Genomic DNA, 20,913 nt, shown 5'->3' on the forward strand with positions numbered 1-20,913 from the left:
TAGCGGGACCGCTCAGCGGGATTTCGCGCGCCGCTTCTCCCGCACCCGCACATTGATCCGGATCGGGCTGCCCTCGAAGCCGAAGGTCTCCCGCAGTCGCCGCTCCAAGAACCGCCGATAACCGGCCTCCAGGAACCCGGTGGTGAACAACACGAACGTCGGGGGCCGCGCGGTGGCCTGGGTGGCGAACAGGATCCGCGGCTGACGGCCACCACGCACGGGCGGCGGCGTGGCCGCCACCACCTCCTTGATCCAGGTGTTCAGCCGGCCGGTGGAGATCCGGGTGTCCCACGAAGCGAGCGCATTTTCCAACGCGGGCACCAGCTTTTGCACCGCGCGGCCGGTCTTGGCCGAGATGTTCACCCGCTGCGCCCAGCGCACCTGCACCAACTCGCGGTCGATCTCGCGCTCCAGCAGGTAGCGGCGGTCCTCGTCGACGAGATCCCACTTGTTGAACGCCAAGACCAGCGCCCGGCCCGCTTCGATGACCATCGACAGCACCCGCTGATCCTGTTCGGTCAGCGGCACCGAGGCGTCGATCAACACGATGACCACCTCGGCGGCATCGATCGCCCCGTGGGTGCGCACCGACGCGTAGTACTCGTGCCCGCTGGCCTGGCCGACCTTGCGGCGCAGCCCGGCGGTGTCGACGAAACGCCAGAGTTTGCCGTCCATTTCGATCAGCGAATCCACCGGGTCGACCGTTGTCCCGGCGACCTCGTGAACCACCGACCGCTGGTCGCCGGCCAGCCGGTTGAGCAGCGAGCTCTTGCCGACATTGGGCTTGCCGACCAGCGCCACCCGCCGTGGACCACCCGAGGTCGACGCCAGCCCGGCCACCTCCGGCAGCACGCCGACCACCGCGTCGAGGAGATCACCGACACCGCGGCCGTGCATGGCGCTGATGGCGAATGGCTGACCCAGCCCCAACGACCACAGCGCCGCAGCGTCGGCCTCACCCTTTTCGGTGTCGACCTTGTTGGCCGCCAAGAACACCGGCTTGCCGGAGCGGCGCAAGATACGCGCGGCGGCCTCGTCGCCTGCTGTCGCGCCGACCACCGCATCCACCACCAGGATCACCGCGTCGGCGGTGCGCATCGCCACCGAAGCCTGCTCAGCCACCAGCTGCTGTAGGCCCTTGGCGTCGGGCTCCCATCCCCCGGTGTCTTGTACGACGAAGCGGCGCCCGGTCCACATCGCGTCGTAGGACACCCGGTCGCGCGTCACGCCGGGAACGTCTTGGACCACCGCCTCGCGGCGGCCCAGGATCCGGTTGACCAGTGTCGATTTGCCGACGTTGGGTCGGCCCACCACCGCCACCACCGGCGGCGGCCCGGTTACCTGCTCCTCGTCGCCTGAAGCGAATTCGGCGAGTTCCCAATCGCTTTCGTCGCTCCAGGTCCCGTCGCCGGTGCGGCTCACCGGACCGCCTCACTTCGCTGCCGCACCAGCTTCAGCAGGTGGTCGATGACTTCAGGCTCGGTCATCGCGCTGGTATCGACGATCACCGCGTCATCGGCCGCCCGCAACGGCGAGACAGCCCGCGTCGAATCCAGGTGATCGCGGCGGCGCACGTCGGCCAACACGCCGGCATAGTCATCGGGTAGGCCCGCGGCGACGTTCTGGTCGTTGCGGCGTTGCGCCCGGGTCTCGGCCGATGCGGTCAAGAAGATCTTCACGTCGGCATCGGGCAGCACCACGGTCCCGATGTCGCGGCCTTCGACCACGATGCTGTCCTGCCCGGCGGCCAGCGAACGCTGCAGATCTACCATTCGGGCGCGCACTGCCGGAACCGACGACACCGCGGACACCGCGCGGGTGACCGCCTCGCCGCGGATCTCCGACGAAACATCTTCTCCGTCAAGATAACAGCGGTCCTCATCGGGGTCATAGCCGACGGAGAGCTGAACCGTTTGCGCCGCTTCGCCCACTGCCGCTTGGTCTTCCGGGTCGATGCCGGCGCGCAGTATCGCCAGCGTCACGATGCGGTACATGGCGCCGGTGTCCAGATACCGCGCTCCCAACCCGCGCGCCAAACCCCGTGACACCGAGGACTTTCCGGTTCCCGCCGGTCCGTCGACAGCAACAACGACGCCGGTCACAGTCCGACCGCCTTGTATAAGTCCCCGATTTCGTTGCGGCCCAACGCCCTGATGCTGCCCGGGCGCTGCTGCCCCAGCGATACCGACCCCATGCCGGTGCGTACCAGCTCCTGCACCGGGAAACCGGCGGCGGCCAACAGCCGCCGCACAATGCGTTTACGCCCTTCGTGCAGGGTGACGCGCACCAGGGTCTTGCCCGGCAGCTTGTCGACGACCGCGAAGTCGTCCACGGATGCCGGTCCGTCGTCCAATTCGATTCCGGCGCGCAGCTTCTTGCCCAGACCGCGCGGCACCGATCCCGCGACCGTGGCCACGTAAGTCTTGGGCACTTGGTACGAGGGGTGCATCAGCCGGTGCGCCAACTCACCATCATTGGTCAACAAAATCAGACCCTCGGTGTCAGCGTCGAGCCGGCCCACGTGAAAAAGCTTGTGGTTGCCCCGCACCCGGTGCTCAACCAGGTCGCCGATGCAGGGCCTGCCGCGATCGTCGGACATCGTCGAATGCATACCGCGGGGCTTGTTCAACGCCAGATAAACCAGCGACTCGTCGAGAATCACCCGGGCGCCGTCGACGCGAACCACCGAGGTGTCCGGGTCCACCCGGGTGCCCAGTTCAGTGACGACCCGACCGTCGACCTCCACGCGGCCGTCGGTGATCATTCTCTCGGCGACGCGCCGTGACGCAATTCCAGCCTGCGACAACACTTTTTGCAGGCGTACACCCTCGGCCATTTACTCGTCCACGTCGAACGACAACGGCTCATCGGATTCGGCGTTGCCGGAAAGCTTGACGAAACGCGGGTCGGTTTCCAGCGATTCGCTCAGATCGTCGATCGTGTCGACGTCGGGTAGCAGCGGCGCGATGTCGGGCAGCTCGGCCAGCGACGACAGACCCAGCCGTTCCAAGAACAGCTCGGTGGTCGCGAATGTCACCGCGCCGGTGTCGGGATCGGTGCCGGCCTCGGTGATCAGGCCGCGGGCCAGCAAGGTGCGAATGACGGCGTCGACGTTGACCCCGCGCACCGCGCTCACCCGGGCTCGCGTCACCGGTTGGCGGTAGGCCACCACGGCCAGCGTCTCCAACGCGGCGCGGGTCAGCTTGGAGCGCGATCCGTCCAGCAGCAGGCGCTCCACGTAGGGCGCGAACCGGGCGCGGGTGTACATCCGCCATCCCCCGCCGGCCTCCCGCAGGTCGATTCCGCTGTCGCGTTCGGCGAGCTCCTCGGCCATCTGCCGCAGCTTGGTGGCGATTCGATACACCGGTTGTTCGGTGGCGGCGGCCAGCGCTTCGACCGACACCGGGGTGTCGACCACCAGCAGCAAGGCCTCGAGCACGCGGGCCAGCTCGTCGTCGGGCAGTTCCGGTGCCGTCGCAACGTCGATACCCAGATCGTCGCCGGCGGGGAATTCCAGATCGACGTCGTCGTCGTTGACCGGGTAGGGCGCTTCGTTGTTTTCTCTCGCGTCGCCGGCGTGGGTCATGAGTAATCTCGAACTTCCAAGTCGTCGTTGGTCGGCCGTTCTCCGGTCCACGAAACCTCGAGCACACCAAGCGGTTCTGACTGATCGAATGCTACCGCCCGGGTCCGATACAGTTCGAGCAGCGCCAGGAAGCGCCCGACGATCTCGATCGTCGTCTCGCAGTCGGCCACCAACTCCGAGAACGACGCCCACTGCCCTATGCCGCGGGACTCCAGTAGCCCCAGCAAATGTTGGGCCTGCTCAGGCACCGACACCATCAACTCGTGCAGGTGCTCGGTGGCCACCGTCGGCACCGGGCGCGGCGTGAACGCGATCGCGGCGATCTCGGCGAATCGTTGCGCGTCGACGCCGAGCATCACTTCGGGCAGCAACCCCTCGTATCGCTCTTCGAGTGATACCGCCCGCGGGTAGCTGCGCAGCGCGGCCGCCTCCAGCTCGGCGAACATCTGCGCGACATGCTTGAACGCCCGGTATTGCAGCAGCCGGGCGAACAGCAGATCGCGCACCTCCAGCAGCGCGAGGTCCTCCTCGTCGTCGACCTCCCCGGATGGCAGCAGTCGTGCCGCTTTCAGGTCGAGCAAGGTCGCGGCTATCACCAGGAAGGCGGTTGTCTCCTCCAGTTCCAGCTTCGGACCGATCGCGCGGGTGTAGGCGATGAACTCGTCGGTGACCTGGTGCAGCGCCACCTCAGTGACGTCGAGGCGGTGGGCGAAGATCAGCTGCAGCAGCAGGTCGAACGGCCCCTCGAAGTTGGTCAGCCGGACCTGGAAGCCGTTGTGGGTTGAGGTATCGGTACTGGTCACGCGCCGAATCGATCGATGACCTCGCGGGCCAGTGAGCGGTAGGCCTGCGCGCCGCCCGACCTCGGCGCCCAAGAGGTGATCGGTTCACCGGCCACGCTGGTCTCCGGGAAACGGACGGTGCGGGTGATGACCGTGTCGAACACCAGGTCACCGAACCGCTCCAGCACCCGGGCCATGACTTCGCGGGAGTTCACCGTGCGCGGGTCGTAACGGGTGATCAAGATGCCGCTGATCTCCAGTTTCGGGTTGAGCCGGTCGCGGACTTTCTCGACGGTGTCGGTGAGCAGCGCCAGACCGCGCAGTGAAAAGTATTCGCACTCGGTCGGGATGACCACCCCGTCGGAGCAGGCCAGACCGTTGACGGTGAGCAGGCCCAGCGACGGCTGGCAGTCGACGAGCACGTAGTCGTAGCGATCCAGCACCGGATGCAGCGCACGGGCCAGCGATTGCTCGCGACCGACCTCGTTGACCAGCTGAATTTCGGCGGCCGAAAGATCGATGTTGCTGGGCACCAGATCCATCTGCTTGACCCGGGTGTGGATCAGCACGTCGTCGATCCCGACCCGCGGCTCGACGAGCAAGTTGTGGATGGTGTGGTCGAGTTCGTAGTGCGGCACGCCCAGACCCGCCGACAGCGCGCCCTGCGGGTCGAGGTCCACCAGCAGGACCCGGCGGCCGTATTCGGCCAGTGCCGCGCCCAGGTTGATGGTCGAGGTGGTTTTCCCGACGCCGCCCTTCTGATTGCACATCGCGACGACTTTGGCGGGTCCGTGTGCGGTGCGTGGCTTGGGTTCGGGAATCTTTCGCGGCGGCCGTCCGGTCAGGCCGACACCGGCGCCGCTATCGGCGTCGTCAGTCATGCCCGGGGGTTCCGGTAATGGCGAACATCGGAGGTGAGTGTAGCCGTTTTGCGCGTCCGCGTCGGGAGACCCGCAGCAACGTAGCCAGCCAATACGCTAGCCCACTGGCTAGGCTCGACTTTCATGAGTCTCAAGCAGCGAATCCCGTTCGTGCGGTGGTCGGTTTTGCGGATGGCCCGCGCCACTCGCAACATCACGACGACGGGCCAGATCGGTGATGGTCGCGAGGCGGCGGCCGTGCAATACGTGCTCAAGCACGCGCGTGCCGGCGACATCGACGACGTACTGGCCACCATCGACCGGTTCGCCTACGAGAAGTCGATGCTGATCAACGTCGGCGACGAGAAGGGCGCACTGCTCGACGCCGCGGTCCGCCGGGCCGACCCGAAGCTGGCGCTCGAGCTGGGCACCTACGTCGGCTACGGCGCGCTGCGGATCGCGCGGGCCGCCCCGAGCGCCAAGGTGTACTCCGTCGAACTCGCCGAGGCCAACGCCGTCAACGCTCGCCAGATCTGGGCGCATGCCGGCGTCGCCGACCGAGTGACCTGCGTGGTCGGCACCATCGGCGACGGTGGGCGCACGCTCGACACGCTGGCCGGTGAGCACGGCTTCAGCGCCGGCGCGTTGGATCTGTTGTTCCTCGACCACGACAAGGATGCGTATCTGCCCGATCTGCAGAGCATCCTGGATCGCGGCTGGCTGCATCGCGGCTCGATCGTCGTGGCCGACAACGTCAAGATGCCCGGCGCCCCGAAGTACCGCGCCTACATGAAAGAGCAGCAGGGTGCGCTGTGGAACACCGTCGAGCACAAGACGCACGTCGAGTATCAGAACTTGCTGGCGGATCTGGTGCTCGAGTCGGAGTACCTGGGCTAGCCCCCCTTTGGCGCGAGCGGGCGCAAAACGCCGGCAGTTGCGGCGTGTCGACGTACAAACACGCCCGCTCGCGGGTGGGAAAGGCGCGGCTGGGAGTCAGTGGGCGCGGGGGTGGGCGCCGGCCCACACCTCGCGCAGCGCGTGCACGGTGACCAGGGTGTAGATCTGCGTCGTCGTCACCGACGCGTGACCCAGCAACTCCTGCACCACCCGCACGTCGGCGCCGCCGTCGAGCAGATGGGTGGCAAACGAATGCCGCAGCGTGTGCGGTGACACCCCGGACGTGATGCCGGCGCGTTCGGCGGCGCTCTGCAACACCTGCCAGGCGCTTTGCCGCGACAACCGCCCACCGCGTGAGTTGAGGAAGATGGCCGGTGTTCCCCGCCCGCGGCGCGCCAGGCCCGGCCGTCCCCGCACCAGATAGGCATCCAGCGCTTGCACCGCGGGACGCCCCACCGGCACCAGCCGCTGCTTGCCGCCCTTGCCCCGCAATAGCACCGACCGGTCGTGGGTGTCGAGATCGTCGACGTCGAGTCCGACGGCCTCGGATATGCGCGCTCCGGTGGAATACAGCAGTTCCAGCAGCGCCCGGTTGCGCAGGGTCAGCGGGCCGTCCGACGGGCTGTCGCCGCCGGCACCGGCCAGTAGCGCCAGCACCTCGTCGACGGTCAGGCTCTTCGGCAGTCGACGCCCCGGGGTTGGCGGCTTGACCGCTTGCGACACGTCGAGCTCGGCGAGTCCCTCAGCCGCGGCGAACCGGTGCAGTCCGCGTACGGCGACCAGCGTGCGCGCCGCCGATACCGCCGACAGCGGCGCCACCCCGTTAGCGGGGTCGCCGCGGCGCAACGCCACCAGGAACTCGCTGACATCGTCTTCGGTGACCTTCGCCAGGTCGTCCACACCGCGCGACGCGAGATGCTCTGAGTAGCGACGCAAGTCGCGGCGATACGAACTCAGCGTGTTGGCCGCGACACCGCGTTCGATCGTCAGATGATCGAGGTAACCCTGCATCTGCGCTTCCAGCGGCGCGGCGACAATGGTCATTGGGCCATCTGCCGCCTAGCGAAGGCCGTCGGCTTGTCAACCCACGGCGCATCCACCGGCCGCGGCTGTGCGAATCCCTGCCGCACCGCCAGGGCCGCCAGAATGCCAGCCACCGCAAGGGAATTCACGATCTCACCGGTGAAGACCTGTCGGGCGGCTTCGTCAATCGGATACCAGCGCATCGTCATGTCGGCTTCTTCGTCGTGTGCTTGCGGCCGGTCGACTTGGGTCAACCCGGTGGCCGAATAGACACGCACCGACTCGTCGCTGAATCCGGGTGTGGAATCCAGGTCGACCAGCGTGTGCCACGTCTCGGCTTGCAGGCCGGCCTCTTCACGCAGTTCTCGGGCGGCCGTGAGATGCGGTGCTTCCCCGCTGACGTCGAGCAGCCCGGCCGGCAGCTCCCAGAGCCGCCGGCCGAAGGGGTGCCGGTACTGGTACACCATCGGGATGTTGCCGTCGTCGTCGATCGCGACAACCGCCACGGCGCCGAAATGTTCGACCACCTCGCGGGTGACGGTCTTCCCACCCGGCATCCGCACGTGGTCGACCCGGAGTGCGAATATCTTTCCGGTATGTAACGTTTCCGACGACGTAGTCTCGAAGACGTGTTCACCCACGAGCGGCCGGCTCGGGTACTGAGGTGCTGACGCCATCGCGGTGCTCGCTCCCATTCGCCCGGTGGTCGGGAATTTCCACCGGCAGCCGCTCGGCTGCCTTGTAGTCCAGGGCCGCACCGACGAAAGCGACGAACAGCGGGTGCGGACGAGTCGGTCGACTCTTCAACTCCGGATGTGCTTGGGTGCCAACCACGAACGGGTGCACGTCGGCGGCATACTCGACGAACTCCACCAAAGTCCCGTCGGGTGAGGTACCCGAGAACCTCAGTCCGCTTTCGGCGATGCGGTCGCGGTAGGCGTTGTTGACTTCATAGCGATGACGGTGCCGCTCGGACACCGTCGTCGTTTGATACGCCTGCGCCACAATCGAATCCGGCTCCAACACGGCCGGATAGGACCCCAGCCGCATGGTGCCGCCCAGATCCGCCTCGCCCGCGACGATGTCACGCTGATCGGCCATGGTGGAGATGACCGGGTCCGGAGTGTCGGGATCGAATTCCGCCGAGTTGGCCTGCGTCAGGCCGACCGAGCGCGCGGCTTCGATCACGATGCACTGCAACCCCAGACACAGTCCCAGCACCGGCAGTCCCCGACTCCGCGCGTAGCTGATGGCGCCGATCTTGCCTTCGATGCCGCGGATCCCGAAACCACCCGGGATCAGCACGCCGTCCACATCGCTCAGCGCGGCTGCCGCGCCGCTTGCGGTTTCGCAGTCATCGGATGCCACCCAGACCATCTCGACCTTCGCGTGATGTTTGAATCCACCGGCGCGCAGCGCCTCGGTCACCGAAAGGTAGGCATCCGACAGGTCGACATACTTGCCGACCAGCGCGATCCGCACCGTCTCATGCGGCTCATGCACTCGCCGCAGCAGGTCGTCCCACTCGGTCCAATCGACGTCGCGGAAGGGCAAATTCAGCCGTCGCACCACAAACGCGTCGAGCTCTTCGCGGTGCAGCACTTTGGGGATGTCGTAAATCGAGGGCGCGTCCGGAGTGGAGATGACGCCGTCGATGTCGACGTCACACATCAGCGCAATCTTGTTCTTGAGCGGTTCGGGAACGTCACGGTCACAGCGCAAGATCAGGGCATCAGGTGTGATACCGATGCTGCGCAGAGCCGCGACCGAGTGCTGGGTGGGCTTGGTTTTCAGTTCGCCCGACGGAGCCAGATACGGCACCAGCGACACGTGCAGGAAGAAAACGTTTTCCCGGCCGAGGTCATGACGCACCTGGCGTGCCGCTTCCAGGAACGGTTGCGACTCGATATCACCTACGGTGCCGCCAATTTCGGTGATCACGACGTCGGGGCGGTTCCCCTCGGCGTCCGGCTGGGCCATCGCCAGAATGCGGCGTTTGATCTCGTCGGTGATATGCGGGATCACCTGAACGGTGTCGCCGAGGTACTCGCCGCGGCGCTCCTTGGCGATCACTGTCGAATAAACTTGTCCCGTCGTGACATTCGCCGAGCCGGACAGGTCGCGATCGAGGAATCGCTCGTAATGCCCCACGTCGAGGTCGGTTTCGGCGCCGTCCTCGGTGACAAAGACCTCGCCGTGCTGGAACGGGTTCATGGTGCCCGGGTCGACATTGAGGTAGGGGTCGAGCTTTTGCATCGTCACCTGCAAGCCCCGGGCGGTCAGTAACTGCCCAAGGCTGCTGGCCGTCAACCCTTTGCCGAGTGAGGAGACGACGCCCCCGCTGACGAAGAGGTGCTTGGTGGCGGTTTGCGGATGCCTACGCAATAGGGCGACCTCCGTGAAGACGGCGCAGGGCCTGAGCTGTAGCTAGCGGGTGCCTGCCGACCCACGGAACTCCACCCTAACACCCACCGGGCCGGCGCTGCGCTGACACGCCCGGGGCGCATCTACTGCGCGACGGTCACCGAGGTGGCGCCGTGACCGATGCCGTATTGACCGGTGGGCCCGCCGCCCAGCAGGTCGCCGACCGCCAGAACTGTGGTGATCCGCCCGGACTCGGCGTCCACGTTGTCCACGGTGCTGATCGTCGAGGTCGTCGCCGCGTCGGCGCGGGCCACCGCCACGGCGGCCGTTCCCACCGACGAGCCGTCGCGGCCGGCCAGCACGACACCGGACCCGTGCGGGGCCAGCGCCGCGGCGAAGCGCGCCACGCTGGTGCCCTGGTTCCCGGCGTCCTCGCCGAGGGCACCGCCGGTAAGCACCACGGCGGCGTTGGCGGCGCCGATGTGTTCGTCGCGGTAGGTCAGAAAGCCGGTCTCGCGCAGGGCCGCCAGCACGGTGTCGCGCTGGGTGTCGTCGACGGGCAGCACCGAGGTATCCCGGTTGATCAGCAACGCGATGCCCAGCAGGTCGCCGGCTTGCGAGCCTTGGTCCACCAGTTTGGTGCTCAGCTGGGCACCGGCCGGCACGATCGACGAATTCACCACCGACCGAAGCTTCTCCGCGGAGTTGGCGTCGACGAACTCCTGAGTCAGCGCCAGGGTTCCGGTGACAGCGCCGCCGGCCTGGCCGACGATCTTCGACACCGCGGCGACGTCGTCGTCTTTGGCGTCGGGGGTACGGAAGATGACGACCGACTTGTCCTTGAGCGCGTCACGTGTGATACGCCCGACCATCTGTGCATCGAAAGCATTGGCCGCACTGAGCTTTTCATTCAGAACATTCTTCTGGTCGTTGAGTGAGTTGATTTGCGACTGCAGATCCCGTTTCTCGTCACGCAGCCCCGACAGCAGAGTGTCCGACAAGACCCCAGAGCCTAAAATCACGCCGGCGGCAAGCGCCAGAAATACGGCTGCCAACGAAATAGCGTGGTGGCGTAGGGAGATCACGGTTTATCTGATCCAGTTCTGCACCCAGAGGGAGAACCGGTTCCAATAATCGACAACCCAGTGCATCACCAGGGCATCGGTGCGCGACACCCACAACATGATGACGATCGCGGTCAGCATCGCCAGGATCATGAAAGCGATGGCCCCCGCCGAGATCCGGTTGCGGTAGAGGGTGGCGACCGCCTTGGCATCGACCAACTTCTCTCCCACCCGCAGCCGGGTCAAAAACGTCGAGGGATTGCTCTGCTGACGGCTCCGGTCGAAGAACGTCTCGATGTTGGCGGTGTGCCCACAAGTCACCAGCAGCGCGGCTCCGTGATGGTCGGCCAGCAGCAGCGCCAAGTCGGTGGCCGAACCCGCGGCCGGGAAGGTCATGGCCCCGACACCGAGATCCTCGATGCGTTCCAGACCCGGCGCATGCCCGTCGGCGTCGGCGGGCAGCACCACCTGCGCGCCGCACTTGAGCACGTCGGTGCTGATCTGGCTGGGGTCGCCGACGATGATCTGCGGCCGGTAACCCGCCTTGCGCAGCACATCGGCCCCGGTACCGACGCCGATCATGACCGGCTGGTACTCCTTGATGAACGGTTTGAGGCGTTTGAGGTCCTCGGCGGCGTGCGGCTCGTCGGAGACCACCACCACATGACGGCGACGCAAGTCGACGTCGATGTCGGGAATGCCGATCCCGTCGATCAGCAACGGGCTTTCGCTGCGGATGAACTCAACGGCGTTGCCGGCGAAGGCTTCCAGATGTGCGACCAGCCCGCTTTTGGCTTCCTGCATCAGCTGGGCGATGTCGTGGTCGGTGCGCTCGATACCGAGAGCCAGCCGGCGGTCACCCGAGTACACCCCGCCGTTGTGCAGGCGAACCTTGGCGCCGTCCTTTACCTTCTTGAACACCTCCGGGCCGGTTTCGTCGATGAGTGTGACGCCGTTGTTTACCAACAACTCTGGCCCGAGGTTGGGGTAGCGGCCCGAAACCGATGGTGATGCGTTGACGACGGCGGCGATCCCGGCGTCGACGAGCGCGTCGGCGGTGATGCGGTCAAGATCCAAGGCGTCGAGCACCACGATGTCGCCAGGGCACACCCGTCGCAGTAGCCGGTCGACGTCACGATCGACCCGGGCGGTGCCGACCAGGCCAGGGCGCGAGGCATTACGGGACAGAAGCGCTGACACTCTCATGGGGCGATTCTGTCGGTGAAGTGCGGCTCAGGCGGGGAGGCGCGCCGTAACAAGGGCCTCAGAAGTTGCCTTTTGTCACACTGGCCACAAGCCGCGGAGCGGTCAGGATGCGGCGATCCGATCGCCTTGAGCCGCCTCCAGCAGCTCCCGGGCGTGGGCCCGGCCGCTGTCGGTTTCGCCCAACCCGGCAAGCATCCTGGCCAATTCGGCCACCCGGCCCGCATCGTCCAGGCGTCGCACGCTGCTGGCCCCGTCGCCCCCGGCGGCATCGACCACCAGGTGCACGTCGGCGTAGGCGGCCACCTGCGGCAGGTGCGTCACCACGATCACCTGGTGCGTGCTGGCCAGCCGAGCCAGCCGGCGACCGATCTGCACCGCCGCGCGGCCGCCGACGCCGGCGTCGACCTCGTCGAACACCATCGTCGATCCGGTGGTCTGTTTTCCCGACGTGGCCAGCACCACTTCGAGGGCCAGCATCACCCGGGACAGCTCGCCACCGGAGGCGCTTTTCGACAGCGGCAGCACCGTCATGCCGCGGTGGGCGGCAAAACCGAACTCGACCTGGTCGACACCGTCGGCGCCGGCATGCCCCACCACACCGGATGCCAGCCTCAACGCGGCGGGGTCGCCGTCCCCGGCCGGCATGGTGCTGACGGTGATCGTGAACTCGGCGTCGGACATCGCCAGGCCGGCCAGCTCGGCGGTGACCGCTTTCGCCAGTCGCTTGGCTGATTTTGTCCGTGCTTTACTGAGATCGGTTGCGGCATCGGATAGTTGAGCTGCCAGATCGTCGACACGACGTTGCAGCTCGGCCAGCGCCTCTTCGGATACATCCAAGTGCGCCAAGCGTTCTCGTGATTCGCGCGCCCAGTCCAGCACACCGTCGATATCGGCGGCATATTTGCGGGTCAGCGTGCGCAGCTCGGCTTGTCGCGCGAGCTTGGTGTCCAATGCGCTGGCGTCGGCGGGCAATTCCTCCAGGTAATTGCTGAGTTCTCGCGCGACGTCGTCGATCACCGTCAACGCCTGGCCCAGTTGTTCGGCCAGCCCGTTCAAGGTGAGGTCGTCGGTGGACTCCAACGTCGTCTTGGCCCGCCCCAACCGGTCGGCGGCCGATACCGGCTCGGATTCGGCAGTGATTTCGGCATCCCCGGCTAACGCGATGCGTGCTGCGGCGGCGGCCTCACGCAGCGCATCGAGTTCGGAGAGCCGGCGGATGTCGGCGATCAGCGCATCGTCCTCACCCGGTTTCGGATCGACCGCGTCAATCTCCTGCAGGGCGAATTTCAGCCGATCGGCCTCCTGGGCCAAGTCCCGGGCCCGGTCGGTCCGTTCGGCGAGGTCGCGTCGCGCCGATTGCCACGCATCGCGCAGTTTGCGGTAGCGCTCCAGCTGCGCGCCGACGCCCGCGAACCGGTCCAGCGCGGCGCGCTGTTCGTCGGGCCGCATCAACCGCAACTGGTCGTTTTGCCCGTGCAGGGTGAGCAGCTCGGCGGTTAACTGGCTCAACGATTTAGCCGGCACACTTCGCCCGCCCAGGTAGGCGCGGGACGGACCGTCGCGGCTGACCGAGCGCAATGCGATCACACTGCCGTCCTCATCACGTTCGGCTCCGGAGGAGTCCAGAATGTCGTCGACTCGTGCGGCCGCCGTGTCGTCGAGATCGTCGGTGCTGAAACGACCTTCGACGACGGCCCGGTCGGCTCCCGAGCGGATGCGGTTCGCGTCGGCGCGGGAGCCGCCCAGCAGCTGCAGCCCGGTGACCACCATGGTCTTTCCGGTCCCGGTCTCGCCGGTCAAGACGGTCAGGCCGCGGTCGAACTCGGCGGCGGCGGCGCTGATCGCGCCCAGCGACTCGATCCGAATCTCCGCCAGCACGGTTACTGCCCGCGCCAGCCCGTAACCGGTAGCCGGAACTTGCGGACCAGGCGGTCGGTGAACGGTGCACTGTCCAGCCGCGCCCATTTCACCGCTGTGTCGCAGCGCGTCACCTCGAGCCGGCTACCGGCGGGCACCAGCATTTCCCGACGGCCGTCGCAGAACACCAACGCGTCATGCCCCTCCGCCTCGACCTCGATAGCGATGGTGGAGTCCGGACTGGTCACCATCGGCCGGGCGAACAGTGCGTGAGCATTGTTGGGCACCACCAGGATTGCCTCCAGGTTGGGCCACAACACCGGTCCGCCGGCCGAAAACGCGTACGCGGTGGAGCCGGTTGGCGTCGACACCAACACCCCGTCGCAGCCGAACGCGGAGACGGGTCGGCCATCGACTTCGATGACCACTCCGAGTACACCGAGCCGCGGGCCCTTTTCCAGGCTGGCATCGTTGAGCGCCCAGTTGCGGTTGATGATCTTGCCTTCGGCGCGGATCGCGACGTCCAGTGTCAACCGATCTTCCACCCGGTAGCTGCGGGCGATCACATGCTCGAGCACGCTGTCGATGGCCTCGGCTTCGGCTTCGGCGAGAAAACCGATCCGGCCCAGATTGACGCCGAGCACCGGGACGCCTGCGTTGCGGGCCAGCTCGGCGGCCCGCAAGAAGGTGCCGTCGCCGCCTAACACCATCACCAGCTCGCATCCTTCGGCGGCGCCTGGTTTGGCGTCGACCACCTCGATATCGACACCTATCGCGCGCATGTCGTCCGGCGACAAATGCAGCGACCCCCGGTCGACGGCCTCAGCCGATAACACCCGAAGTCCGATACCGTTGTCGCCCAACACTTTTTCTACGCGACGCGCGGTCTCGGTCGCCTCGTCGCGGCCGGTGTGGACCACCAGCATCACGGTGCGGTCTTTGGTCATTGCGGGCCCTTCGCGACCGCCGCGTGGACCGCATCCACCAAATCATCGCCACCCAGCGGTCGATCAGTCTGGGTCCGCAGCCACAGGAAGTATTCGACGTTGCCCGACGGCCCCGGCAGCGGGCTTGCGGTGACGCCGATGGGGTGCCATCCCAGCTCGACGGCGCGCCGCGCGACCGCGAGCACCGACTCGGCGCGCAGCGTCGGATCGTGCACCACTCCGTTAGCCCCCACCTGACCCTTGCCCACCTCGAACTGCGGCTTCACCATGGGAACGATATCGGCGTCGGGCAACGCGCATCCAACCAGTGCGGGCAACACCGTCGTCAGCGAGATGAACGACAGGTCAGCCACTATCGCGTCGACCGGACCGCCAATGGCAGCCGGGGTGAGGTCTCTGACGTTGGTTCGCTCAACGACGACCACCCGCGGGTCCGAACGCAGCGACCACGCCAGCTGCCCGTAGCCGACGTCGACCGCGACAACTTCGCGGGCGCCGCGATCCAGCAGCACTTCGGTGAATCCGCCGGTCGACGCGCCGGCATCCAGGCAGCGCCGCCCCTGCACACTGACGCCGAACTCGTCGAGGGCGCCGATGAGCTTGTGCGCGCCACGCGACACCCAGTTGCGCTCGGCATCCTCGGTGACGCTGAGCACGGCGGTAACGGCGACCGCGGTGGCGGGTTTGACCGCCGGCATACCGTCGATGCTCACCTTGCCGGCGTCGATCAACTCCGCAGCCTGCTGCCGGGATCGTGCCAGCCCGCGCCGGACCAGCTCGACGTCAACGCGCGCACGCCGGGCCACCACACTCAGCCCTTCTCCGCCGACTCCAGGGCGCGCACCAACGCGTCGTGCGCATCGGAAAGACGACGCGCCAGCTCTTCGAGCTTGGCCTCGTCAATTTCGTTTTCGGGGTCGTCGACGTCGGGCAGCTCGGCGAGCACGGCGTCGATCTGAGCGCGAATGTCCTCGGGTTGGGTAGTCATCGTGCGGTCAACGCTAGCGGACTTAGACCAGGGACCAGCGTTGCAGGGCGTCGTGGGCCGTGTCGTCGCCGGCCTTGACCACGACCGGGCCATCGTCATCGCGGCACGCCTCCCACACCGCGTGGGCGACGGCCCGAACGATTGCCAACCCGTCATGGTCGGCAGTGACGTCGCGACTGGTCACAGTGACCGTCCCGGCGTCCGCGTCGACGTGCCAGGCCGGCTGCGGCCCGACCACCACTACATCGGCGTGTTGGTGCAGTGCACGCAAATCCGCGCCGATGTAGGTCGGACGCCTCGTGGGGTGGGCGTAGACCGCGTCGCGGGCGGAATTTGCCCCGGTGAGCACCATCAGGCTGGGCAGTCCCGCGGCGTTGGCGCCGGCGATGTCGGTGTCCAACCGGTCGCCGATCACCAGCGGAGCGCGAAAGTCGCCGCGCGCCAACGCGTCTTGGATCAAGGCGGGTGACGGCTTGCCCGCCACTTGTGGTTCGGCGTCGGTGGCGGTCTTGAGCGCGGCCACCATCGATCCGTTGCCCGGCAGAAAGCCCCGCTCCGACGGCAGCGTGGGGTCGATGTTGGCCGCCACCCACAACGCTCCATCGCGGATGGCCAATGCGGCCTCCGCGAGCTGCGCCCAACCGGTTTCGGTCGAGTGCCCCTGCACTACGGCGTCGGGGCGATCTCGGTGCAGGCGTACCGGCCGTAGTCCGACCGCGGCGATTTCGTCGGCCAGCGACTCGGTACCGACGACGAGCACTCGCGCATCGGTTACGAGCTGTTCTGCCAGCATCCGCGCCGCGCTCTGCGCGCTGGTGACGACGGCGTCGCCGCTGGCTTTGAGCCCCAACTCGCGCAGATGTTCCGCCACCTCCTCGGCGCTGCGGGAGGCGTTGTTGGTGATGAACAGCTTGCGCCCGGACGTTTTGTCCAGCGACTCCACCGCGCCCTCGGTGAGCTGGTGGCCGCGGAACACCGTCCCGTCCAGATCCAGCAGCAGGCAATCATGTTCCTGCGCAAGCGTTCCCACGTCAGCCCAACTCGCTCACGCGCTCTTCGGCGTCGGTGACACCCTCGACGTCGGCGGCCGCTGCGTGCAGGAACCACTCCAGCGCCTCGGCGCCTCGGCCAAGCGCAAGCAGCGTATCGGCGTAGGCGTAAAACAGCCGCGCCGCGGTCGGGCCGGTGCGCGCAGGATCGAGCTGCGGGGTGGACAACACCATCAGGGCCTGTTCGAGCTGACCGAGGTCGGCGCGGGCGCCGGCGGCTACGATGCGCAATTCGTCGGCGTCGTCGCCGGATAGCTGAGCCGCTTCGGGTCCGCGCGCGATTTCGAGCGCTCGTTCGGGTCGGCCCAGACCTCGCTCGCAGTCGGCGATCAACGGCAGCAGCGGCGACGTGCTGCCCATTCGGCGTGCGGCGCGCAGCTCGGCCAGCGCTTGCGCCCAGTCCCCGCAGTGATAGGCCGCGATTCCCACCGCTTCGCGGACGGCGGCGATGCGGCCGGACCGGGCGCGGGCGGCGCGTGCATGGGCAAGCGCCGCTTCGGGGTCGTCGTCGATCAGCTCGCCGGCAGCGACCAGGTGGCGGGCCACGGCGTCGGCGGTGGCGCGGTCCAAAGTGCTGAGCTCACGACGGATTTCAGGTGCCAGCTGCTTGGCTTCGATATCCGGCGGGATCGGCGGTGCGCCGTGGTCGTTCGCCGGGTGCTGAGGCTGCGCGTTGCGCGCGCGGCCGGGTCCCGAGTGCGGCCGGCGCGTTTCTCGACGCGGCGGCCGTTGCCCGCTGCCACCGTGGCTGTCCACTCGTCCCAGTCACCTCGTATCGCTGTTGCGGCCTCATATTAAAGGATACGGGCACAGTTAATGCGGCCATAATTAATGCCGCCTATTTGTTTTTTTGCGTGTAAAAAGGGCACCTTGTGGGTGCCCTTTTTTGGTGTGTGTTCGGCGGTGTCCTACTTTTCCACCCGGGGTGGGTAGTATCATCGGCGCTGGCAGGCTTAGCTTCCGGGTTCGGGATGGGTCCGGGCGTTTCCCTGCCGCTATTGCCGCCGTAACTCTATTGTTTTGTGTTTGGTGGTGGGGTGTGGGGTGTTGGTGTGGTTGCGGTGGGTTGTGGGTAAGTTTTCGGCCGGTTAGTGCCAGTTCCCTGCACGCATTGCTGCGCTTGTAGGTCTGGTCTATTGATCCCGTGGTCTGCGGGGGGCCTTATCCCACTGATATGGGTGAGAAGCCTGGTCTTGGAGAAGGTTTCCCGCTTAGATGCTTTCAGCGGTTATCCTGGCCGAACGTGGCTATCCAGCGGTGCCCCTGGTGGGACAACTGGTGCACCAGAGGTTCGTCCGTCCCGGTCCTCTCGTACTAGGGACAGGTTTCCTCAAGCTTCTGACGCGCGCGGCGGATAGAGACCGAACTGTCTCACGACGTTCTAAACCCAGCTCGCGTGCCGCTTTAATGGGCGAACAGCCCAACCCTTGGGACCTGCTCCAGCCCCAGGATGCGACGAGCCGACATCGAGGTGCCAAACCATCCCGTCGATATGGACTCTTGGGGAAGATCAGCCTGTTATCCCCGGGGTACCTTTTATCCGTTGAGCGACACCCCTTCCACTCGGGGGTGCCGGATCACTAGTCCCGACTTTCGTCCCTGCTTGACATGTTCGTCTCGCAGTCAAGCTCCCTTGTGCACTTACACTCATCACCTGATTGCCGTCCAGGTTGAGGGAACCTTTGGGCGCCTCCGTTACCTTTTAGGAGGCAACCGCCCCAGTTAAACTACCCGCCAGGCACTGTCCCTGAACCCGGTTCAGGGTTCGAGGTTAGAAGCCCAATACGATCAGAGTGGTATTTCAACAACGACTCCACCCACACTGGCGTGCGGGCTTCACAGTCTCCCACCTATCCTACACAAACCGCATCGAACTCCAATACCAAGTTGTAGTAAAGGTCCCGGGGTCTTTTCGTCCTGCCGCGCGTAACGAGCATCTTTACTCGTACTGCAATTTCGCCGAGTCTATGGTTGAGACAGTTGAGAAGTCGTTACGCCATTCGTGCAGGTCGGAACTTACCCGACAAGGAATTTCGCTACCTTAGGATGGTTATAGTTACCACCGCCGTTTACTGGGGCTTAAATTCTCCGCTTCACCCCCCGAAAAGGGGTTGACGGGTCCTCTTAACCTTCCAGCACCGGGCAGGCGTCAGTCCGTATACCTCGTCTTGCGACTTCGCACGGACCTGTGTTTTTAGTAAACAGTCGCTTCTCACTGTTTTGTGCCACCCACTCCCGCCGCCCCCGGCACGCGGAGTTGACGGTATGCGGGTCCCCCTTCTCCCGAAGTTACGGGGGCATTTTGCCGAGTTCCTTAACCATAGTTCACTCGCACGCCTCGGTATTCTCTACCTGACCACCTGTGTCGGTTTGGGGTACGGGCCGTGTCTGCACTCACTAGAGGCTTTTCTCGGCAGCATAGGATCACCGAATTCACCTCATCCGGCTATGCATCACCTCTCGGGAACACGCCAGACGGATTTGCCTATCTGACTCCCTACGGGCTTGCCCCAGCACATCCACTCACTGGTACGGCTACCTTCCTGCGTCACCCCATCGTTTACCTACTACCAGCGAAGATCCCACGCAGCAGGTACGCGTCGATGATCCGAAGACCACCGATCACGCACCGTTTGGGTGGTTAGTACCGCTGATTCGGTATGGGCGCGCACACACGGGTACGGGAATATCAACCCGTTGTCCATCGACTACGCCTGTCGGCCTCGCCTTAGGTCCCGACTCACCCTGGGCGGACTGGCCTGGCCCAGGAACCCTTGGTCTTCCGGCGGGCAAGGTTCTCACTTGCCTAATCGCTACTCATGCCTGCATTCTCACTCCCCACACCTTCACCACACGATCACTCGGCGGCTTCACCGGTGAGGGGACGCTCCCCTACCCAACAACACCTGACGGTGTCGTTGCCGCGGCTTCGGCGGTGTGCTTGAGCCCCGCTACATTATCGGCGCGCAACCACTTGACCAGTGAGCTATTACGCACTCTTTCAAGGATGGCTGCTTCTAAGCCAACCTCCTGGTTGTCTATGCGACTGCACATCCTTTCCCACTTAGCACACGCTTAGGGGCCTTAGCCGGCGATCTGGGCTGTTTCCCTTTCGACGCACGGAGCTTATCCCCCGCCGTCTCACTGCCACGCTTTACGCACCGGCATTCGGAGTTTGGCTGACGTCAGTAACCTAGTAGGGCCCATCGGCCATCCAGTAGCTCTACCTCCGGCGCGAACCACGCAACGCTGCACCTAAATGCATTTCGGGGAGAACCAGCTATCACGGAGTTTGATTGGCCTTTCACCCCTACCCACAACTCATCCCCTCAGTCTTCAACCTAAGTGGGTTCGGGCCTCCACGCGGTCTTACCCGCGCTTCACCCTGGCCATGGGTAGATCACCCCGCTTCGGGTCCACAACACACCACTACACCCCCAAAAATGGGGGATACGCCCTATTCAGACTCGCTTTCGCTGCGGCTACCCCACCCGGGTTAACCTCGCGACATGTCGCTGACTCGCAGGCTCATTCTTCAAAAGGCACGCCATCACCCCACACAAACGCGGAGGCTTTGACGGATTGTAGGCACACGGTTTCAGGTACTCTTTCACTCCCCTCCCGGGGTACTTTTCACCATTCCCTCACGGTACTCATCCGCTATCGGTCATCAGGAAGTATTCAGGCTTACCGGGTGGTCCCGGCAGATTCACAGCAGATTCCACGGGCCCGCTGCTACTCGGGGACACTGCGACAACAGGCGGCATGTTTTCACCTACCGGACTCTCACCGTCTACGGCAGACCATCCCAGGCCACTTCGGCTAACACACCACTACTGCTGCTGCGGCCGGCGGACCACAGAACACAGACCCCACAACACCACACACACAACCCCCGCCGGGTATCACATGCGCGCGGTTTAGCCATCCTCCGCGTTCGCTCGCCACTACTAACGGAATCACAATTTTGTTTTCTTCTCCTACGGGTACTGAGATGTTTCACTTCCCCGCGTTCCCCCCCACCGCCTATACATTCAACGGTGGGTGACACCACATCACTGGTGCCGGGTTACCCCATTCGGACATCCTCGGATCCACGCTCGGTTGACAACTCCCCGAGGCATATCGCAGCCTCCCACGTCCTTCATCGGCCCCTGATGCCAAGGCATCCACCATGCGCCCTCACACACTTACACACACAAAACCAAAGAAAACAACTCGACAAACAAAACAACCAAGTTTTGCTTGCTAGATGCTCGCAACCACTATCCAACACTCAAACACCACACC

18 protein-coding genes and 2 rRNA genes are annotated in these 20,913 nt (G+C 65.5%); 1 reads left to right on the plus strand and 19 read right to left on the minus strand.

The genetic code is table 11. From position 1 onward, the window contains the following. Positions 1 to 12: 12 nt before the first annotated feature. The 6 genes from der to MSP7336_RS17755 are packed head-to-tail and all read right to left on the minus strand — an operon-like array spanning position 13 to position 5,249. Positions 13 to 1,422, minus strand: coding sequence for a ribosome biogenesis GTPase Der (gene der / locus MSP7336_RS17730; RefSeq protein ID WP_113964241.1), 1,410 nt, complete (start codon positions 1,420 to 1,422; stop codon positions 13 to 15). Beyond that, complete coding sequence (gene cmk / locus MSP7336_RS17735) at positions 1,419 to 2,102, minus strand: (d)CMP kinase (protein ID WP_113964242.1); 684 nt, start codon at positions 2,100 to 2,102, stop codon at positions 1,419 to 1,421. Before cmk ends, der begins: the two co-directional genes overlap by 4 nt. Further along, positions 2,099 to 2,836: a pseudouridine synthase gene (locus MSP7336_RS17740; protein WP_113964243.1), complete on the minus strand. Its 738-nt coding sequence runs from the start codon at positions 2,834 to 2,836 to the stop codon at positions 2,099 to 2,101. The genes cmk and MSP7336_RS17740 overlap by 4 nt, the downstream gene beginning before the upstream one ends. Beyond that, positions 2,837 to 3,586 carry an SMC-Scp complex subunit ScpB gene (scpB, locus tag MSP7336_RS17745; protein WP_113964244.1) on the minus strand — a complete coding sequence of 250 codons (750 nt, stop codon included), beginning with the start codon at positions 3,584 to 3,586 and terminating at the stop codon, positions 2,837 to 2,839. Next, complete coding sequence (locus tag MSP7336_RS17750; protein WP_244917488.1) at positions 3,583 to 4,389, minus strand: segregation/condensation protein A; 807 nt, start codon at positions 4,387 to 4,389, stop codon at positions 3,583 to 3,585. The genes scpB and MSP7336_RS17750 overlap by 4 nt, the downstream gene beginning before the upstream one ends. After that, entirely contained in the window at positions 4,386 to 5,249 is an 864-nt protein-coding gene (locus tag MSP7336_RS17755; RefSeq protein ID WP_069397501.1) for a ParA family protein, read from the minus strand. Before MSP7336_RS17755 ends, MSP7336_RS17750 begins: the two co-directional genes overlap by 4 nt. Before the next feature lie 123 nt (positions 5,250 to 5,372). Here MSP7336_RS17755 and MSP7336_RS17760 point away from each other — a divergent pair, with 123 nt between their 5' ends. Beyond that, positions 5,373 to 6,125, plus strand: coding sequence for an O-methyltransferase (locus tag MSP7336_RS17760; protein ID WP_069397502.1), 753 nt, complete (start codon positions 5,373 to 5,375; stop codon positions 6,123 to 6,125). A gap of 96 nt (positions 6,126 to 6,221) precedes the next feature. Here the strand turns inward: MSP7336_RS17760 and xerD are convergent, their stop codons facing one another. From xerD to MSP7336_RS17820, 13 genes are all read right to left on the minus strand, one after another. Then, complete coding sequence (xerD, locus tag MSP7336_RS17765) at positions 6,222 to 7,169, minus strand: site-specific tyrosine recombinase XerD (RefSeq protein WP_069397503.1); 948 nt, start codon at positions 7,167 to 7,169, stop codon at positions 6,222 to 6,224. After that, complete coding sequence (locus tag MSP7336_RS17770) at positions 7,166 to 7,789, minus strand: NUDIX domain-containing protein (protein WP_069397504.1); 624 nt, start codon at positions 7,787 to 7,789, stop codon at positions 7,166 to 7,168. The genes xerD and MSP7336_RS17770 overlap by 4 nt, the downstream gene beginning before the upstream one ends. Then, complete coding sequence (locus MSP7336_RS17775) at positions 7,782 to 9,533, minus strand: CTP synthase (protein ID WP_069397505.1); 1,752 nt, start codon at positions 9,531 to 9,533, stop codon at positions 7,782 to 7,784. The genes MSP7336_RS17770 and MSP7336_RS17775 overlap by 8 nt, the downstream gene beginning before the upstream one ends. A gap of 122 nt (positions 9,534 to 9,655) precedes the next feature. Continuing rightward, positions 9,656 to 10,597 carry a copper transporter gene (locus tag MSP7336_RS17780; protein WP_113964245.1) on the minus strand — a complete coding sequence of 314 codons (942 nt, stop codon included), beginning with the start codon at positions 10,595 to 10,597 and terminating at the stop codon, positions 9,656 to 9,658. A 3-nt stretch (positions 10,598 to 10,600) separates the two neighbouring features. Further along, a complete protein-coding gene (steA, locus tag MSP7336_RS17785; protein ID WP_069397507.1) occupies positions 10,601 to 11,782 on the minus strand; it encodes a putative cytokinetic ring protein SteA in 1,182 nt (393 codons plus the stop codon). A 102-nt stretch (positions 11,783 to 11,884) separates the two neighbouring features. Beyond that, on the minus strand, positions 11,885 to 13,660 hold the full coding sequence (gene recN / locus MSP7336_RS17790) for a DNA repair protein RecN (RefSeq protein ID WP_113964246.1): 1,776 nt from the start codon (positions 13,658 to 13,660) through the stop codon (positions 11,885 to 11,887). 2 nt (positions 13,661 to 13,662) lie between these two features. After that, positions 13,663 to 14,586, minus strand: coding sequence for an NAD kinase (locus tag MSP7336_RS17795; protein ID WP_069397509.1), 924 nt, complete (start codon positions 14,584 to 14,586; stop codon positions 13,663 to 13,665). Continuing rightward, positions 14,583 to 15,392 carry a TlyA family RNA methyltransferase gene (locus MSP7336_RS17800; protein WP_069397518.1) on the minus strand — a complete coding sequence of 270 codons (810 nt, stop codon included), beginning with the start codon at positions 15,390 to 15,392 and terminating at the stop codon, positions 14,583 to 14,585. Before MSP7336_RS17800 ends, MSP7336_RS17795 begins: the two co-directional genes overlap by 4 nt. Before the next feature lie 5 nt (positions 15,393 to 15,397). Beyond that, on the minus strand, positions 15,398 to 15,574 hold the full coding sequence (locus MSP7336_RS23875) for a hypothetical protein (RefSeq protein ID WP_181786833.1): 177 nt from the start codon (positions 15,572 to 15,574) through the stop codon (positions 15,398 to 15,400). A 22-nt stretch (positions 15,575 to 15,596) separates the two neighbouring features. Continuing rightward, complete coding sequence (locus tag MSP7336_RS17805; RefSeq protein ID WP_069397510.1) at positions 15,597 to 16,604, minus strand: HAD-IIA family hydrolase; 1,008 nt, start codon at positions 16,602 to 16,604, stop codon at positions 15,597 to 15,599. A 1-nt stretch (position 16,605) separates the two neighbouring features. Then, positions 16,606 to 17,379, minus strand: coding sequence for a hypothetical protein (locus tag MSP7336_RS17810; protein ID WP_084226583.1), 774 nt, complete (start codon positions 17,377 to 17,379; stop codon positions 16,606 to 16,608). A gap of 139 nt (positions 17,380 to 17,518) precedes the next feature. Next, positions 17,519 to 17,632 (minus strand): 5S ribosomal RNA (rrf, locus tag MSP7336_RS17815). 59 nt (positions 17,633 to 17,691) lie between these two features. Beyond that, positions 17,692 to 20,819, minus strand: a 23S ribosomal RNA gene (locus MSP7336_RS17820). Between the last annotated feature and the right edge of the window lie 94 nt (positions 20,820 to 20,913).

Source organism: Mycobacterium shimoidei (assembly GCF_900417275.1).
Lineage (GTDB): Bacteria > Actinomycetota > Actinomycetes > Mycobacteriales > Mycobacteriaceae > Mycobacterium > Mycobacterium shimoidei.